Below are 17,743 nucleotides of genomic sequence, written 5' to 3' on the forward strand. Positions count from 1 at the left end.
ATCTCATTGCACATCTCTTTAACAACTCTCAAGAAAAATATCAGAAGAATTATTCTGACATACTTTCATAAACTATCTTTCCTTCAAGATTAACATCCTAAGACATTTAGCAATTTTTTGAACACCTAAGTTATTTTTTGAAATTCTAGTTTAATGACAAACAAAATTACTTATTTGAGAGAGATAAGCTTATGATTTTAATGTTTCTTCTGTCGATAGTAATCTTCTTTCTAGGCTATTTCCTATATGCTAAGTATATTAGCAGAGTTATAGGTATAAGTAGAGAAAACAAAGTACCTTCAGTTGAGAAAATGGATGGAATTGATTATGTCCCAACAAACAAATTTGTATTATTTGGTCACCATTTTGCTTCAATAGCAGGTGCTGGTCCTATCCTGGGTCCCATAATAGCAATTAGTATGTACGGTTGGGGGCCTGTTTGGCTATGGGTTTTACTAGGTGGAGTATTTTTTGGAGCAGTTCATGACTTTCTATCTCTAGCAATTTCGGTTAAGAATCAGGGTAGATCTATCTTTGATATTTCAAAGGATGTTTTAGGTAAGTTTGCAAGTCTATTTATGCTAGTATTTGTTTTGTTAGCTCTTATAATAGTTGTTGCAGTATTTGCTGCTTTCACTGCGGTAACATTTGTTTCAGAACCAAGAATTGTCATACCAACTGCTACAATATTAGTAGTCGCATTATTAGCAAGTCTTATGATATACAAACTCAAGTTAAATATTATCATCTCAACTGTTATAAGTCTCTTTATAGTAGCATTAAGCATTTTTGTATCTTTCAGTTACAATATTGGAATTTTATTACCCTTTGACAAAGAAACATCTATAACAGTTTGGATACTAATACTACTCGCTTATTCTCTTATAGCTTCAATACTCCCTGTCAACCTTATTCTCCAACCAAGAGATTATATTAACTCCTACATACTTTTTATAGGAATGTTTTTTGGCATATTAGGGATAATCTTTTTTAACTTTTTAAACTTTGATATAAAAATACCTTTTTTACAGGTAACTGAAATAGCAAAAGATCCGAGTACCGATTTGCTTGAACCTATTTGGCCTATATTATTTATAACAGTTGCTTGTGGCGCTATTTCGGGATTTCATTCCTTAGTTGCTTCAGGAACTACATCAAAGCAGATTGCTAATGAAGAGAATACAAGATTTGTAGCGTATGGCGGTATGCTAACAGAAAGTCTTCTTGCCGTTACTGTTATACTCGGAACAATATTCTTCTTAACACCAGACACATTAGTTAAATTTGTCAAGGAAGGTAAAGGAATAATTGCATTTGGCAATGCATACAATGGACTAACTCAAGGTATTTTAGGATCTTTTGGTCTATCTTTAGCAATACTTATGATTAACGGTTTCATGCTAACTACTCTAGATACTGCAACTAGAATATCAAGATTTCTACTAGAGGAAATTTATTTAAATGTATCTGGAAGAAAGCTTTCTAAATTTAAATCAGTTACAATTATATTAATTGTTGCCGGATACTTAGCATTAAGTGGTGCTTATGTCGCAATATGGAAACTTTTTGGAACTGCTAATCAGTTAGTTTCTGCATTTGCTTTGATTGTTATTACACTTTACTTACTGTACAGAGGAAAAACAAGCTGGTTTGCTTTTATACCTGCTATTTTTATGGTAGCAACAACTTTAGGTTCTCTTATATTTTACTTCTACAAATATGCTTTTGACAGTTTTAACATCACATTTTTGATTATAGACACTATACTTTTGGTAGTTGCCTTAATAGCATATACTAGCATAATATTTTCTGTTATCAGAAAAAAAGGCAAATAGTTTTTACAGTTTCTTCAAAATAAAACGATTTTGTAGTAGTCTAAACTTTTGATCTAGCTTTTTGATTTAGTCTTTGAAAAGATTTTTTTGAAATTAACTAGATACTTAGGATCAATTGTTTTAGAATTTAGTTTGAATAGTTGGGCGGTTAGCTCAGTTGGTTAGAGCGCTGCTTTCACACAGCAGATGTCGGAGGTTCAAATCCTCCACCGCCCAGATGAGCCAGATATCTAAAACTATAGATGAAATACTAAAAGTAGACGAGCATCTCTCGAAGAAGATAGAAGATGCAAGGCTAGAAGCAAAAAGAATAATTGATTCCGCAAAATCAGAAATCGAGAAGTATAGAGAGCAAAAAGAGAAGGACTTACAACACTTTAAAGGTGAACTCGAAAAAAGTTATTCTGAAGAAATTCAGAAATTCAAATCTGAGATGAAATTGAAAGCAGAAAATGAAAAATCCACACTAATTGAGATATTAAGATCAAGAAGGGGTGAAGTTGTTGAATCAGTTACTAACGAAGTAATAAAAGAAATAGTAGGATCTTTATTGTCAGAGTAATGTTAAGAATAACGGGGGGATACCTTAAAGGAAGACAAATAGTAGTAAGATCAAGTCATGTAAAGCCTACTTCGGAGGTTGTTCGCCAAGCTTTGTTTAACATAATAGATGTAAGTGGAGTTTCATTTTTAGACATCTTTTCAGGTTCTGGTATAATAGGAATAGAAGCATTAAGTAGAGGAGCAAACTTCGTTTGTTTTGTCGATAATGATTACTCTTTGATGAACCAATTAAAGAATAATCTCAGTATTCTAGGGATTAGCAAAGATAGATACTTGATACTCGAAAAATCTTGGGATAACGCTATCAATTTCCTAAAAATTTCCAACAGAAGATTTGATATAATATTTGCCGACCCTTTTTACAATTTCAGCAATTATGCCAAACTGATTTACAAACTTAAGGAAGTATCAAAAGAAAGTTCTCTATTGATTATCGAGCATTCATCAAGAAACCTTATAAAACTAGACAGCAACGTAAGTGTAATAGACATAAAGAAATATGGAGAAACTTTTCTTACATTTGTCAAATTTGCTCTATAGCTTTTTTCTCAATATATAAAACTCCAACCAATAGTCAAGTTTATGAGGTATGTAATCATTAACACTTGAAAAATACTTCGAAACAATCAACCTGAGATTCTCTATTTCTCCATTTAGCTCCGCAAGAATTCTTGATGTGTTATTGTTTATCTTTCCTATTACTACTTTGCTGCTTTTTAACATAACTTTTATTTCGCTACCTGAATTTAGAAGAACTATATCATCTCTAGTCGCATTTTTTATGTAGTCTGATTTCCCAAGATATTTGTCGTATTCAAAAAGTGGAGTTATAACTCTTATTTTATCTTCTTTTAAACACATTTCAATACTGCAATCTTCAAGAAATATTTCTATGTTCCTTATTATAGTTCTAAGATTTGATGATGGATGCTCGTTATAAATGTAAGCTAGTACATTCTTTGTTTCCGGTAATAACCACTCCATATTATTGGATTTTATCTTTTCGATTATTAAGTTTTTGTTTTCGGGTAGGTTCATCATCTCAAAATCTGTTGCTATGTTTGATATAAATTCATAGAAGAAATCAATGAAATTTTCAGATTCTATCTTTGACAACAACATACTTAGCTTTATATTTGGGTCAAAATTAAGTATAGTTTCATGTTCTGACAACGTTTTCCTCACTTCAAAAAACACTCTCTCATTAGGTAAACCAAATTCAAATATGGATTTAAGTCTTATATCAAAGAAATTCTCATCGATAAATTCTATGATTTCTTTTGGAAGTAAAAACCTTATACCATTAATCATAACATATAGCTGACCATTTTTTATGTAATAGTTTATTGATATAGTTTTGCTATTAAGTACAACTTTTGTATTTTTTATGTCTTGCGTTATACCGTTTATTACAATATTTCTTACATCGAACGCTTCGATTGTCCCAATCGATATGTTTGCAGGTAGTATTCCGATGTTTTCTATAAACCTTTGTAGCTTAGTATTTCTCAAAGAAATAGTCTGAAAAAATATGTTTGCTATATCCTTTGGAGTAAATATTATGTTTGATATAGATTTTTTTATGTACTCTATATTGGCTATTCTATAGAGTACTCTTAAACCTGGTAGTACAAAACCACTTTTTATCAATGACAAAGCTAGCACAATCTCTTCATTTACTGGTTTGGGTAGAATATTCTTTATTATATTTGAATTATCTAAAACTTCACTTTTTGCTTTAAGGTTTATGTAAAGTATTTCGTTAGTTAAACTTTCTTCTATATCTTGCATTTTACTTAGCCACTTCCACGATTGAGAAGTTGTTGTTTTTTATTGAGTATATTGTGAATACAGAATTTAAATTATCACCGTTATCATCAAACTTTACGATTATATCTTGATGCTTGAACTCAATCTTCTTTATAAACTCTATGGCCTTCTCTCTACTGAAACCACCATATGATATCAAAGAATTAGTTAGAGATGAGAATATTATTTTTGCCGCGATATATGAGTTTAGATCAAATGGACCTATTTCATCGTTTGGGAACATCGATTTGTACTTCCTGTAGAATTCACTATTTTGGTCTATAGGACTACCTATAAATGTTATGATATCTCCATTTGCTGAATCACCTGCTATCTTGATATATTCATCAGTTTTGAGACCATCTCCTCCTACGAAAGGTACGTTTAGTCCAACCTCATCTGCCTGTTTCGTTAATAGTGCACCTTCTACATAAACTCCACCAAAAAATATTGCTTGAGGAGATGTTTGTTTTACTTTTGTAAGTAGTGCTTTAAAGTTTCTTGAACCAACAGTTATGGAATCTCTACCAAGAATCTGTCCACCCAATCTCTTAAATTCTTTTTCAAATTCATCTGCTAAGCCCTGGCCATATTCTGTTTTATCGTCAATAACATATATATTTTTAATCCCTTTTTTAACAAGAAATTTTGCTGCTACAGGACCTTGCTGAGCATCAGTAGGACACACTCTGAAAACGTTTTTAAATCCTTGAAGAGTTAGCTTAGGGTTTGTTGATGCAGGGGTTATCATAATCAAATTTTTTCTACTGTAGATAGCAGAGGCTGGTATTGAACATCCACTATTCAAATGTCCTACTACACCTATTATCGAATTATCTGAAACTATTTTTGATGCTACATTCACTGCTTCACCCTCATTTGCCCTATCATCAAAGAATGCCAACTCTAACTTCGCATTTGTAAACTCATTTGTCATCTCAACATACGCTAGTATAACACCTCTTTTTATTCCTTGGCCTAGTGTTGCTATATCACCCGTAAGTGGAGCAGCAACTGCTATCCTATATACTTTTCGAGAAGTTTCTTGTGAACAACCATAGATTAGAAGTAATGATATAACAAAAACCAGAACAATAGAAATCAACTTAGTATATCCTTTCATCACTTTTTCCTCCTTTTGGTTGAGTTGTCTAGGTATAGATTATAAAGGCTTTTCTCTATGATGGCAAGTTTTTATATCACTTATTAAAACTTAATTTGTTTTTTCAATTGGCTCTGGTTTTTAATCTATATTGAGATGATATACAACTACAGAGAAATTGTACCCAGAATACATTATAGCGCTTACATATCTGATAGCGCAAGTATTATAGGTGATGTAGAAATAGGTGAAGATAGTAGCGTCTGGTTTGGTGCTGTTATAAGGGGTGATGTATGCTTCGTAAAAATAGGTAGAAGCAGTAATATCCAAGATAACGCTGTTGTCCACGTAAATCATAATGTACCCACTATAATAGGCGACTATGTTACCATAGGACATAATGCAATAATACATGGATCAACTATTTCCGATTATGTTATTGTTGGTATGGGAGCAATAGTATTAGATAATGTAAGAGTGAATAGCAACGTGATAATAGGAGCTGGGAGTGTAGTTCCACCAAGAATGGAGATTCCTAGTGGTGTTTTGGTACTTGGAGCACCAGCAAAAATTGTTAGAGAATTAACCTCAGAAGAAATCGAATATATAAGAAGAAATGCTATCGAGTATGTGAATTTAGGTAAATCTATGAAAACCTAGGTAAATTCATTAAATAAAATCGATAAGGAGCCCTTTATGCCGTATGACAAAGAAGCTATTGATAGAGCTAAGAAATTAGGAGTTTTTGAGAGAAGTATTGATGCAGAAGCACTAAAGACTGATGAAGCTGAAAGGAAAAAACTTGCAGAAAAACTCAAAAAGCATACCTCAACGCTAGCACCAGAGATGTTGGCACAAGGTAATGTTGAACTCGTAGAACTTCCCGTCAGAAGAGACGAAATAATAGAAGTTGAACTTTCTATTTGGGATAGAATAATTATATTTTTACTGTCTTTGCTTAACGTAATGTCTTCAAATGATTACAAGAAAAGCAAAGCTCTAAGAAAGATAGAACATAGACTAAAAAGTTACAAGCCAGTAATGATAGATTTTTCTAAAAAATACCTTTCTGGTGACTTCGGAAAGGTTATACTTTCTCTGTACGAGCAAGCCAAGTTAATTAGAAATGTATTTGACGTATTTTTGAATAACGAAAATCTTTGGAAAGGAGTAGGAGTAGAAAAATCTTCCTGTGAATATCTCTTCGAAAATATAACAGATTTGGCCAATGTTGTTGAAAAATACAAGGACCTAAACTTAGATTTTGTTACTAAACTGATCGAAAAATCACAAAGTGTAAAGAGCGCCATAAGGAATATTGAGGATAATATAAACGATATATTAAGGTCTATACCTGAAGACTTGATAAAAAAAGCTGATAACATATTCAACAATATAGTTAAGTTAAGAGAATTTGCTTATTTTGACTTTGAGACTATAGTTAGAAGGTTTTCTCAAACATCTGATATAAAAAGAGGAAGAATATCTTTCAAATCTATTCCTCCTCAGGGACTAACCAAGTACATAACAGACCTTGAAAGCATTCTTCTTTCTTTGAACGTTGACGATGTCTACACTTTACACTATGTTAAACTTATGATAGATTACATCGAAAAGTACTCTGGAACTAGCGACAGAGTAACTGAAGCAAAAAACAAGTTCACTTCAAATTTCTTCCAAAACTTGAACGAAAACATAAGAAAACTTAATATATCAGATGTGGTAGCCTATATAACAAGAGATCCTAATCATAAACCATTCGTAATAAAAACCAACTACTCCCTTTTTAAAGAGTTTTCAAAAATAATACTTGAAAGATATAAGAGAATAGTAATAGATAAAATGGAAGAGAAAAATAACAAAATGATTGATAAATATATGAATGTAATATTCGGAAAACCTGTTGAGATTCAGGAGTTTGGAATATATTCTACAAATGTTAGTATTCTATTTGCCAAGAGCGGTCTACCACCGTTTTTATACACAAAGTTACTTGGTATAAGTTCCTACTTCATGAAGAATATATGGGATGCATTTGTAAAAGATAGAATAAACACGCTGATCGTAAGCGGAGTGTTTACGGAAAAGCAGTTACAAAGAACACTTTCCGAACTTTTTTCGAAAGTAGAACCTACTAGAAACAAAATGAATGACTTCGTAAAAGCTGTAGAACAAGGTGGAGAATATTACATTTTACTTTCAAGATTTATAACATCTCCATCACTTTTAGCAAATGAAGCTAACAAAAAAGTTATTGAAAGAAAGATAATAATAATGAACAGTCTATGTTTTGAATTTTTGAACACATTTAAAGATATATTTAAGGGTATCTACAAAATTCTTGAGTTTATATCTGATGATATATACGCTCCATTCCCAAAAACTGTAACAAACATACACAGGATAGGTGGACCAAATAACAAAGATTTTATAGAAGGGCTTGAAAAATCTATTGAAAAACTTAACGCATTCTCTTCGCTTATAAACTTATTTATTGAGGAGTAATATGACGCTCAAAGATATATTAGGGGACGTAATTGGTTTTACTGACAATGAAAATATTCAAAACTTTGAGAGCATTGGATTAACTGATCATATATCTAACGATCAAGTATCTTCTGATCATACATCTACCATAGGAATACCTAACATAACCACAGAACCTAAGTTTACCCCTGAGAAAGTTATTTTTTTTGACAGTGTAATAAGGTCTGATTTCACCGCAATTACAAAATCTCCATCTTTATTAGTATCGTTTATAACAGTAGCGTTAGGTTACACTGAAGCAGAATACAATAGCAATAAACCTATCGAATTAAATAATTCTACTACTTTCGAAGTTAAACGATATCTTGTTGCATCTAAAAGCTCTCTGAAAAATAGATCCTATGAAAAAGAAATACTACTTCGAAATAATGTGAGGTATGAGATACACACCGTAGATACAAATTTCTTGACCGTTAGTGATATTTGGGAAGGATACATTTTAAGAAGTTTACTTCCAGAAGTCGAGAAAAATTTTGTAATCGAAAAAATATTTAACAAACTCAACTCTAGCACGATCCTTATAAAGGATGGAAACTTGTTTTCAATTAATATTGATAAACATAAAGACATCAATATTTTCGGACATGTAAAAAACTTTAATGTGCCGAAACAATTCCTTGAAGGAGAAACATTCAAAAAACTCTCTGAGGGAAGTATCCCAAGCTCCGAAATTTACAAACACCAAGATGGTCCAGACGTTATTTATTATTGTTATGCTAATCTATGTAATAGTAATCAAAAACACAGAAAATCGGGTATTTTCAATCTTTCGAGAATTGACATGAAATGTTCCCAAAAGGATAATAAAGAAATATTAGATAGGTTTAATTTCATACTAAAGTACTTTATTAAATTAACATCTGTATTTTCTGATAGTCCTAGATTTCCTCAAAACCTGCCTATGATTGAGTCACTTGAAAGGTTTTTGCGTACAACATCGGGAAATAGGGAACTAATAAAGCAGATAATAGTTGAAGAGATTTCAAGAATCAAATAATATTTGAAGAACTTTTAATGAAATAGTAATATCTCCTAGTGAATCAGGACTCAACTATACAAAAAACATACTATATCTTGTCCAACAGTTCTTTAGCCTTTTCAGTCCAAGGATTTTTGTAGAAATCCCTAACCATCTTGTCATACATCTTTCTTGCTTGATCGTATTCCTTTATCTGAACATAGCAGAAAATTGTATAATACATAGCCTTAACAACTATATCTTTAAAATCCTTATATATGTATATAACCTTTACATACTCTTTCCAAGCTCTACTATAGTCTCCGTTTATTCTCAAAATCTCTCCAATTTCAAATTGTGCCATAGCAGATGTTTCATTATATACTTGTTCAGTTATCTCTTGTAAAAGATTTATTGCTTTTTGGTAATCTCTTTGAGACTTATAAATCATAGCAAGTTCAAATTTTGCTCTTGATGCAGCATCTTTATCTTTAGATTTTGAGATACTTTCAAGTGAAGATATAATCTCATCAATACTTTTTTCTTGTCTTTGTTGTTGAAGTTGCTGAGAAGGCTGTCTTGGTTGCGAAGGTTGCTGAGATGTAGCTTTATCATCTCTTTGAATTGATGCTATCCTAGAAAGTCTTATAACTGCTTCGTTATATTCAGGAGAGTTACGATATTGATTAACTATCCTTTGATAATAGTTTCTAGCTTCTTGAAATCTTCTCTGATTTACCATTATGTCTCCAAGAGTAAGAAGTACACTTGGAACTCTACTGCTACTTGAGTTATTAACAAATTGATTGAATATATTCAAAGCATCATCAGTTCTTTTAGCATTGAAATATGCCCATCCACCCCAAAAGTATGCTTCATCAACAAGTACCCTGTCATCAGAATTTCTAAATATAAAAACAAACTCATCTCCCGCTTCTTTGTACTTCTCAACACTATACAAATACTCTGCATATCTGTATATGTACTCATAAGACTTTGAAACGTTTGTATAATTCTTCTTCAGCTCAGAAATATACCTTAAAGTCTTATTGTCATCTTTTAGCTTAATAGTCAAATCGATTATTCTACCTATTGCCTCTACCGTATGATTTGTCAATCCTCTTATTTGCGTTAGAGTTAGTAACTCTTTTTCTACTGTTTCGAGAGCCAATTTCAAATTCCCTGACTTCTCATAAAATAAAGAAATGTAATTATAGTATCTCACTTTCTGCAAATCAGGTATATCTTTCATAAGTACTAATCTTCTCAAGGTATCAACTGCCTTAGAATAATCTCCCTTACCATCATAAGCCCAAGCTAAAACTTCACTCAAATGTTCATAAATTCCTATTTCTGTTGTTGTGCCTATATAGTTTGAAACTAAAGATATAGCATCATCAAACTTCTTATCCCTAACATAAATCCACCCAAGATTTATAACTCCTGAAAGTATATATTTCTTATCTTTGCCTGTACTTATAAGTATATCGTAATACCTACGCGCTTCATCATTCCTCTTAAGTCTCTCATATGAAACCCCTATCAGATAGTTTGCCCTATCCCTATACTTATCAGAGTTGTAGTTTGATATAAGATCATTGTAGAACTTTATAGCCAACGTATAGTTTTCAGATAGAAAATGTGAATATGCTATTCCTTCTATAGCATCCTCTTTAAGAGTTTTATCAGAAACCTGTGAATAAGAAGATATTGCAAACTTATAATTTCCCGCGTTCAAGTGAGCCTCACCCAAAGCAAAATAAACAAAACTTGTAGTATACTCATCACTTGAATTATCTAGAAGTAACTTGAAATTCAAAACAATAAAATCGTACTTCCCCCTCCTTATAAGTAACCTCAAAAGTTCAACTACAGCATCATTCTTTACATCGCTAGAAATAGTTTGATTCGTAACCATAGATAACAATATCTGCTCTGATGTCTCAGGATCTCTCGTTTGAAGTGTTACAGCATATTTTAGCAGTACATCAAAGTTGTTTGTATATTGAGATAGAATCGAAACGCTATCTTCTAATTTACCTTGAGAATAAAGTAAGTCTGACAACTCTATAACACTTTTAGTTGAATACTTACCTCCCTGAGATATCGACATTCTAAAGTACCTAACAGCATTATCTATATCACCCAAAGTATAATATATTTTAGCCACGTTGTATGTTGCTTCATTTACAATATCTCTGATAGCAGGATCAGAACTTACAGAAAACTCATCTATAAGCTTAGTAAACGATAGTATTGAGTTCTGATATTGTCCTATAATCATTGATGAAACTCCAGAATTAAACATAGCATATGGCCTCAAATAAGACTGAAACTCAGCACTACGTGAGAAATATAACGAAGCATCGTAAAGTAAGTTAGTTTGAACTTGAGTTGTATTACCTTTTTGGAATAATATCTTACCTATTGTGTAAAAAACATCAGAGATGTACTTTGAATTAGGAAATAACCTTTCAAAATCCTTAAATCTAACATAAGCATTATCAAGGTTACCATCATCAAAATATATTTTGGCTATTCTATACTTTATGTCCTCAATTATAGGAGCATTCGAATAAGTTTTCTCTGCATCTATTAGTATTTCAACAGCTCTCTGGTTATTAGTAATCAGACTGTAAGATAAACCCATATAATAAGCAGAAAATGGTGCATCTTCATCAACAGGATAATTTCTTAAATAATTCTCAAACGTCCTTATAGCACTTCTATAGTCACCTATATCGAATAGAATTCGACCTTTTACATACACAACCTTAGGAAAAAACTTAATATACCTATACTTCCCTTCTATAAGGGAAATAGTCTTCAAAGCATCATTATATTTCTTCTGAAAGTATTGAGACAGAAGTAAGTAATAAAGGGCATCCTGAAAGTATCTACTATTAGGATACTGCTCTACAATAACTTTAAATTGCGACTCAGATACCATATAAAGCTCATCTTTAAAAGCCCCAATACCAACTCTGTAAAGATTCTCATCGTTTGAATATGAAACTGAAACTAAAGTCAACAAAACTATTACAAAAAACAATAACTTAGCAATACCATTACTCATAGTCACCTCTTATCCAATATCTTTCAACAAATAAAATTTAAATAAACCATCAACCTTTACAAAACCAAATAAATCATCACAATCCACTGAAAAGTCTAAAAGATTATTTCCATCCATTTTATCAAGGAATGGCATTTTAAATCACACATAAATTTAACAAAGTACATACCATAATTTCAAACTCTTTTTAAATACTCCTTAAAGTTCTTTAGCTCTGTAGAAAATAAAACAATCCTAAACTAAATCTATGTAAAAGACAACAAGTTCTTATAGGATAATCATACACCAAAACACTCTATAAATCACACAAAATACTTAACTTCTTATGTTTACCATCTAATTTCATAGCCAATAAACAAACGTAATGGCCAACAATAAACTCAAATTTCTTTTATAATTCCGATTATATTTGTATGTACAGCTTAGTTAATCTATCGAGAAAGGTAGAGCTACAAAGTAGTGAAGTAATAAACAACAAACCATTAGATGACGCTAAAGCCTTAGAAAGGGAAATAGCCAACTCCAAAAACCAAGAAAAACTGAAAGAAGTTTCAGAAGAGTTTGAGGCTATATTTGTAAACATAATGCTTAAGGAGATGCGGAAAAGTATCAACGAAACAGGATTCCTAAAAGGCTTCAGAGAAGACATATTTAGAGACTTACTTTATTGGGAATACTCAAAACTCATATCTAAAAATACAAACCTAGGTATAGCAGAAAAAATACAAGAACTCTATAAAAGCAACCTGTAATTATCTAGATTTTACTATCATAACAGACGATATATTCTTAGTATCGATAGCAGGTTTAACCACTAACTCCTGAAAGCTACTTCTTTCTCTTCTCTTCGACAATATTACAGTACCTATTAGTAATCCACCAGGATAGTTTAAACTCTTTGAGAAAGTATAAACTTTTTCTGTTCCTATCCTAACACTTACATTGTCAGGTATAAATTTCACAGTAGCTGTACCATTTAATTTACCGTTTCCATACAAAATTCCAACTTCCTGAGATGATTCAAGCATAACACCTACATTGATATTGGGTGAATATATAGTCTCAATTACACTTGAGGTCAAATAAACTTCTCTAACTATACCTACTAGTGCTATGTTACCCCCAAAGTACGCAATAACCGGCATATTCTTGACTATACCATTAACTATTCCTTTATCAACTATTATCGTTTCTTCTGCTGAATCAAAACCGGAAGATATTACATTAGCTACTTCAACTTTGTAAGTCAAAGATTGAACGACATTTAGCATTATCGATAATTTCTTGTTTTCAGTTTCATAGTAATCAACTAGAGCAGATTTCTTTCTCAATTCCTCATTTTCTCTCTCAAGCCTCGCTATCTTATCTTGACTTTTAGTAAAGTTTTCCCAAGAAGAGCCTAGAAACGAAATAGACTGTGATGCAACCTTAGAAATAAATATAAACGGTGTAAGAAGAGTATTACCTACAAACTTTATGGACATATTAACATATTGAGTAATTGACGTAAATATTAAGAAAACAATTGATATTGATAATACGATAATATAAACCAAAAATGGAGAAACAGTTTTTGATGTTTTTACATCTACCATAAACTTTATACTATTTGTCCTATCTTGTTCTTTCTCAAGAACTCGAGATACTTACCTGTACCTATTGCAACACAAGCCATAGGATTACTCGCTACAATCACAGGTATCTTCATATGATGTTGGAAAAATTTATCCATACCTTTGAGTAATGCTCCACCACCTGTCAATACTATACCTCTATCGACCAAGTCTGCCGATAACGCTGCAGGTGTTTCATCAAGAACCTGTTTTACAGCATCAAGTATTTCTTGAAGTGGTGGCTGCAGTGCTTCTCTTATCTCAGTACTATCAACCTTTATAGTTTTTGGCAATCCTGTAATTGTATCCCTTCCTTTAACTTCCATAGTCAAAACTTCTTGAAGAGGAGATGCACTTCCTATGGTTTTTTTTATCTCTTCAGCAATTGTTTCACCAATAAGCAGATTATGGTTTTTCTTAAGGTAATGGACTATAGCTTCATCAAACTTATCGCCACCTACCTTAATTGATTTTGAAACAACTATTCCACCTAAGGATATAACTGCTATTTCAGTAGTACCACCACCAATATCGATTACCATATGTCCATACGGTTCACTAATAGGTAATTCTGCACCTATAGCTGCAGCAAGAGATTGTTCAACCAAATATATTTTTGCTGCTCCAGCAAGTTCTGCTGCCTCTCTTACAGCCCTTCTTTCAACTTCTGTAACACCAGAAGGAACTCCAATTACTACAGTTGGTTTTATGAGTTTTTTATCTTGAGCTTTAAGCAAAAAGTACTTTAACATCTTGCCAACAGCTTCAAAATCAGCGATAACTCCATCTTTCATAGGTCTTATAGCCATTATTTCTCCTGGTGTTCTTTCAAGCATTCTCTTAGCTTCATACCCTACCGCTATCACATTACCCGTCTTTGTCTCTATAGAAACAACAGAAGGCTCCGAAAGCACTATACCCTTCCCCTTAACATATATAAGAGTATTAGCAGTTCCTAAATCAACCCCAACTTCATTTGTAAAAGCATCCAAAACTCTCCCCAAAATAGCCATATCCTATCCTCTTAACAGAATTCATTATAAACATAACCTAGCATTTCTTACAAAATTAACCTACTAAAACATCTCAAAAATGTTTATCAAAGTTTTTAGAATAGAAAAAACATATTTTTCTGAAATTTGCAATGTTTTTCAAATTATACGAAAATTTTAGTATAATATTGGTAGTATGAAAGTTATTTTTATAGTAGTAATATTTTTGCTGGTACTAAACCAAGGATATCCCTTCAAAATGACTAATAACGTACTCAACATTGATTTTTCTCCAGCAACTACAAATTTAATCTATGATATTGTAAATGCATCAATATTACAACCACCAAATAATTCAATACTACTCAACGGTGGTACATCATCTTTTAAGATCACAAACATAACAATAGATAAATCCAAAATGGAAAATTTTTCTACATTATTCATAAGTACACTTTTAACTCCTTCTACCACAGTTGAAGTACATATAATGAATGGAAAATCTAGAACAATATTAGAGACTATATATTTAACATCATCTCAAGGAAGCTACTTCATAGATCTAAAAAAAATACTACCCAAAGATCTTGATAATATATACTTCATATTCACATCGTTAACTACATCACCGATAGGAGGGAAAATATTACTAATATCACTAGTCAAAGAAGTTGCAATAGAAAATTATGTAGAAGACTACCAAATAAAAGCATATCCAAACCCTGTACTAGTAAACTCCAACAATAGAATGAAGTTTTCTTTCAAGCTTCCAAAACTATCTACTGTATCAGTTGTTATCTTTGACAGCATAGGAAATATAATCAAAACCATCTACAGAAATAACAACCTAGAAAGTGGAGTACACATAGTCGAATGGGATTTAAAAGATGATACTGGAAAAGATGTGCCATCAGGTAAATACATAGTATTACTAAAAGCAGACAATAATCAATCCTCTTTCAAGTTTAACATAATAAGGTGAATATGGAATTTATAAATCCTTTTCTGTGGGGACTACTACTCTCAGTACTACCTATATTAATACACATATACAAATTGGTAACCAGAAAAACTTTCATACTACCCACCTTGAAAATCATTGAAGAAGACTCAAAATCAAAAGGTTTTAGCATAAATATTCAGTTCATCAAAACAGCACTAAGAGTACTGATAATAATTCTCATAGTATTAATATTTTCACAACCTATATTACCAACAAAAAAATCAAACGGCACTATATTTATAATTGATACAACACTAAGCTCAAAAAATAACTTTTCACTATACATAAACTACATTAAAGAAATCGTACCATCTGCAAATAGTCCAATATACATCTATGATCCATCAGGAAACGTTATATTTGGAAGCAAAAAAGAAGTTATTGATAAATTGAAATCCTACTTACCTTCAGTAGGCGATTTCACTGCAGAATTATTAAAAGAGATACAAGATTTATCCAAGAATAAAGAGGTAATAGTTCTAACTGACGGACAGAAGGAGTTTATAGATAAACTTCAAGAGGCTAACATAAAAGAATTCAGAATAATTAAATTTCCATACTCCTTCCCTAACGGTAAAATCGAATTTTCTATATGGAAGAGATTTGGAAACAACATAGAAATAAAGTTTGAAATAGAAACTAGTGAAGAATGTCTATCAGAGATACTACTAATAGGTAAAGAAAGGAAAACACTGTTTTCTTCTGTTGTAAATGGCAGAAAGGTTGGAGAAATTACAATCAAAGGTAATTATGGATTTTCATTTTTAAAAGGTATACTAATAAAAGATAAAAAAACAAATGAATTTATACAACCAATCTACTTACTTAACAATACTTTAAACACTGCTACAGAAGATAATAAAATTCAAAACATCCTACTATCTTTAGGAATAGAAACAGGTTTCTCTGAAATAACACTATCTTCAAGAAATATATTCAACAGCGATACAACTAGAAATACGATTTTTATACCATCAGAGAACACAATCAAAATAATAGTAAGAAACCAAAATATTTTATCGACGAAGAAAGGCAAAAACCAAACTAAACCTATACCTTACTTTTCAACAACACCAATAAACACCTTCACGAATCTAAACATCCCAAATGATATAACACTCTACGGACACATCAAACCTATCGCTATGTATGATGAAAAAAGAAATAACCTAATTATCTTAGGAACACTAAACTACGACAATCCAGATGTAGCTTGGTTTATTAAGGAAGCAATCGAACTCTTACTTATCGATACAAAAGTAAAATTTGTTTCATCACTACAAAGTTCAAACATAATAAAAAGCAACGAAATATTCTATATCCTAGAAATTCCAAACAAAGAGATATCAGAAATAATTAACACCAACTCCTACGAAAATAAAAGGAATAATAATCTACCTACAATACTGTTTATTATCTTAGCAATTGCAATGACACTAGAAAGGCTCATAAAGTAACACTTGAACTTCATCTCGTATCAAAACCTAAAGTTTCTGAAAAGTAGACAATAAAGTCTAAAATTTTTTGAGAGATGCTTCATAAAATAGTTAAGGTTATGGAAATGGATATTTTTAGTATATTACACCTCTTGGTTCTCTGTTTTCTTTCTCTTTTCTTTTACAAGAGGACGAGAAAATTGCGAAAATACCTTAGCAGGTATCTAGAGAACATATGAAAAACATATGAAAACAGACTTGTAGTTATTTGCTAAAGCAACACTTGATAGACACTAAAAGTATTAGCTATACCCGAATAACTCTCAAACTTTGGAATCTATTGAAACCGTGTACAGCAAACCTGCCGAAAAAGCTAGACAGGCCATTCCTCCGCATAAGTCAAGTGAATATAAGCGCTTACTTACTCACCTCAACTGGTATCTCTTTCACAACCTTCTTACCACCATCAGTAATTACAGTAACGGTTATAAACGCTACACCAGACGGAGCCTTAACAAGTTTAGCCTTAATCGACCTACCCTTACCCTCAACTGGAGTCAGCACTACCTCTTTATCTGCCTTCCACGTAGGCGCTATAAGAACCTCTTTCCCGTCCTCACTCATACCCTTACAAGTCAAAATCGCCTCTTCGTTAACCTTAAGCTTCAACGAAGCTATACCTGGTCCTGTGCCTGCAGTCTCACCCTTATAAACCAAAATCACCGAAAGATTATCAGGAGCTTGAGCACCAGCAGTAAGCCCTAAGCCCACTCCCCAGCCAAAAACCAATAAGAGAATAGCTATCCAC

The 17,743-nt window shown here is 31.9% G+C and carries 16 protein-coding genes and 1 tRNA gene; 10 read left to right on the top strand and 7 right to left on the bottom strand.

Features of this window, described 5'->3' with window-relative positions:
- Window positions 1–191: 191 nt before the first annotated feature.
- The 4 genes from N2712_06410 to rsmD all read left to right on the top strand — a co-directional run bounded on the left by N2712_06410 (window position 192) and on the right by rsmD (window position 2,939).
- Entirely contained in the window at window positions 192–1,835 is a 1,644-nt protein-coding gene (locus N2712_06410; GenBank protein ID MCX8029611.1) for a carbon starvation protein A, read from the top strand.
- A 142-nt stretch (window positions 1,836–1,977) separates the two neighbouring features.
- A tRNA-Val gene (locus tag N2712_06415) sits at window positions 1,978–2,051 on the top strand.
- A 1-nt stretch (window position 2,052) separates the two neighbouring features.
- Window positions 2,053–2,397: a hypothetical protein gene (locus N2712_06420; protein ID MCX8029612.1), complete on the top strand. Its 345-nt coding sequence runs from the start codon at window positions 2,053–2,055 to the stop codon at window positions 2,395–2,397.
- On the top strand, window positions 2,397–2,939 hold the full coding sequence (rsmD, locus tag N2712_06425; protein ID MCX8029613.1) for a 16S rRNA (guanine(966)-N(2))-methyltransferase RsmD: 543 nt from the start codon (window positions 2,397–2,399) through the stop codon (window positions 2,937–2,939). The genes N2712_06420 and rsmD overlap by 1 nt, the downstream gene beginning before the upstream one ends.
- Here the strand turns inward: rsmD and N2712_06430 are convergent.
- Together N2712_06430 and N2712_06435 are read right to left on the bottom strand one after the other, a co-directional pair.
- Entirely contained in the window at window positions 2,934–4,190 is a 1,257-nt protein-coding gene (locus N2712_06430; protein ID MCX8029614.1) for a hypothetical protein, read from the bottom strand. The two genes, rsmD and N2712_06430, sit on opposite strands and share 6 nt — an antisense overlap.
- A 1-nt stretch (window position 4,191) precedes the next feature.
- Window positions 4,192–5,331, bottom strand: a complete 1,140-nt coding sequence (locus tag N2712_06435) for a branched-chain amino acid ABC transporter substrate-binding protein (GenBank protein MCX8029615.1) — start codon at window positions 5,329–5,331, stop codon at window positions 4,192–4,194.
- A 135-nt stretch (window positions 5,332–5,466) separates the two neighbouring features.
- On the opposite strand from N2712_06435, the gene N2712_06440 reads away from it, so the two are divergent.
- Genes N2712_06440 through N2712_06450 form a run of 3 tightly spaced genes read left to right on the top strand, consistent with a single transcriptional unit; the run spans window position 5,467 to window position 8,854 of the window.
- Complete coding sequence (locus tag N2712_06440; GenBank protein MCX8029616.1) at window positions 5,467–5,970, top strand: gamma carbonic anhydrase family protein; 504 nt, start codon at window positions 5,467–5,469, stop codon at window positions 5,968–5,970.
- A gap of 36 nt (window positions 5,971–6,006) precedes the next feature.
- Complete coding sequence (locus N2712_06445) at window positions 6,007–7,815, top strand: DUF5312 domain-containing protein (protein MCX8029617.1); 1,809 nt, start codon at window positions 6,007–6,009, stop codon at window positions 7,813–7,815.
- Window position 7,816: 1 nt separating this feature from the next.
- Window positions 7,817–8,854 carry a hypothetical protein gene (locus N2712_06450; GenBank protein MCX8029618.1) on the top strand — a complete coding sequence of 346 codons (1,038 nt, stop codon included), beginning with the start codon at window positions 7,817–7,819 and terminating at the stop codon, window positions 8,852–8,854.
- Window positions 8,855–8,924: 70 nt separating this feature from the next.
- Here the strand turns inward: N2712_06450 and N2712_06455 are convergent, their stop codons facing one another.
- Both N2712_06455 and N2712_06460 read right to left on the bottom strand, forming a co-directional pair.
- Entirely contained in the window at window positions 8,925–11,891 is a 2,967-nt protein-coding gene (locus N2712_06455) for a tetratricopeptide repeat protein (protein MCX8029619.1), read from the bottom strand.
- A 9-nt stretch (window positions 11,892–11,900) separates the two neighbouring features.
- Complete coding sequence (locus N2712_06460; protein ID MCX8029620.1) at window positions 11,901–12,026, bottom strand: hypothetical protein; 126 nt, start codon at window positions 12,024–12,026, stop codon at window positions 11,901–11,903.
- A 278-nt stretch (window positions 12,027–12,304) separates the two neighbouring features.
- Between N2712_06460 and N2712_06465 the strand changes: the two genes are divergently transcribed.
- Entirely contained in the window at window positions 12,305–12,643 is a 339-nt protein-coding gene (locus tag N2712_06465) for a rod-binding protein (GenBank protein ID MCX8029621.1), read from the top strand.
- Here N2712_06465 and N2712_06470 read toward each other — a convergent pair whose 3' ends face one another.
- Both N2712_06470 and N2712_06475 read right to left on the bottom strand, forming a co-directional pair.
- Window positions 12,644–13,486 (bottom strand): rod shape-determining protein MreC, encoded by an 843-nt coding sequence (locus N2712_06470; GenBank protein MCX8029622.1) that lies wholly within the window; start codon window positions 13,484–13,486, stop codon window positions 12,644–12,646.
- A 5-nt stretch (window positions 13,487–13,491) separates the two neighbouring features.
- On the bottom strand, window positions 13,492–14,517 hold the full coding sequence (locus N2712_06475) for a rod shape-determining protein (protein ID MCX8029623.1): 1,026 nt from the start codon (window positions 14,515–14,517) through the stop codon (window positions 13,492–13,494).
- 175 nt (window positions 14,518–14,692) lie between these two features.
- Here N2712_06475 and N2712_06480 point away from each other — a divergent pair, with 175 nt between their 5' ends.
- Both N2712_06480 and N2712_06485 read left to right on the top strand, forming a co-directional pair.
- A complete protein-coding gene (locus N2712_06480; GenBank protein MCX8029624.1) occupies window positions 14,693–15,478 on the top strand; it encodes a T9SS type A sorting domain-containing protein in 786 nt (261 codons plus the stop codon).
- A 2-nt stretch (window positions 15,479–15,480) separates the two neighbouring features.
- Window positions 15,481–16,956: a hypothetical protein gene (locus N2712_06485; protein ID MCX8029625.1), complete on the top strand. Its 1,476-nt coding sequence runs from the start codon at window positions 15,481–15,483 to the stop codon at window positions 16,954–16,956.
- Between the two features lie 396 nt (window positions 16,957–17,352).
- On the opposite strand, the gene N2712_06490 is transcribed toward N2712_06485, so the two are convergent.
- Complete coding sequence (locus N2712_06490) at window positions 17,353–17,706, bottom strand: hypothetical protein (protein MCX8029626.1); 354 nt, start codon at window positions 17,704–17,706, stop codon at window positions 17,353–17,355.
- Window positions 17,707–17,743 lie beyond the last annotated feature (37 nt).

The sequence above is a fragment of the Brevinematales bacterium genome (genome assembly GCA_026415355.1).
In the GTDB taxonomy this organism is placed as follows: Bacteria; Spirochaetota; Brevinematia; order DTOW01; family DTOW01; genus SKYB106.

Bases quoted from the DNA above. Each gene is read 5' to 3' on its own strand.
- N2712_06410 (MCX8029611.1), top strand. From the start codon at position 192: ATGATTTTAATGTTTCTTCTGTCGATAGTAATCTTCTTTCTAGGCTAT.
- N2712_06420 (MCX8029612.1), top strand. From the start codon at position 2,053: ATGAGCCAGATATCTAAAACTATAGATGAAATACTAAAAGTAGACGAG.
- rsmD (MCX8029613.1), top strand. From the start codon at position 2,397: ATGTTAAGAATAACGGGGGGATACCTTAAAGGAAGACAAATAGTAGTA.
- N2712_06430 (MCX8029614.1), bottom strand. From the start codon at position 4,190: ATGCAAGATATAGAAGAAAGTTTAACTAACGAAATACTTTACATAAAC.
- N2712_06435 (MCX8029615.1), bottom strand. From the start codon at position 5,331: ATGAAAGGATATACTAAGTTGATTTCTATTGTTCTGGTTTTTGTTATA.
- N2712_06440 (MCX8029616.1), top strand. From the start codon at position 5,467: ATGATATACAACTACAGAGAAATTGTACCCAGAATACATTATAGCGCT.
- N2712_06445 (MCX8029617.1), top strand. From the start codon at position 6,007: ATGCCGTATGACAAAGAAGCTATTGATAGAGCTAAGAAATTAGGAGTT.
- N2712_06450 (MCX8029618.1), top strand. From the start codon at position 7,817: ATGACGCTCAAAGATATATTAGGGGACGTAATTGGTTTTACTGACAAT.
- N2712_06455 (MCX8029619.1), bottom strand. From the start codon at position 11,891: ATGAGTAATGGTATTGCTAAGTTATTGTTTTTTGTAATAGTTTTGTTG.
- N2712_06460 (MCX8029620.1), bottom strand. From the start codon at position 12,026: ATGCCATTCCTTGATAAAATGGATGGAAATAATCTTTTAGACTTTTCA.
- N2712_06465 (MCX8029621.1), top strand. From the start codon at position 12,305: ATGTACAGCTTAGTTAATCTATCGAGAAAGGTAGAGCTACAAAGTAGT.
- N2712_06470 (MCX8029622.1), bottom strand. From the start codon at position 13,486: ATGGTAGATGTAAAAACATCAAAAACTGTTTCTCCATTTTTGGTTTAT.
- N2712_06475 (MCX8029623.1), bottom strand. From the start codon at position 14,517: ATGGCTATTTTGGGGAGAGTTTTGGATGCTTTTACAAATGAAGTTGGG.
- N2712_06480 (MCX8029624.1), top strand. From the start codon at position 14,693: ATGAAAGTTATTTTTATAGTAGTAATATTTTTGCTGGTACTAAACCAA.
- N2712_06485 (MCX8029625.1), top strand. From the start codon at position 15,481: ATGGAATTTATAAATCCTTTTCTGTGGGGACTACTACTCTCAGTACTA.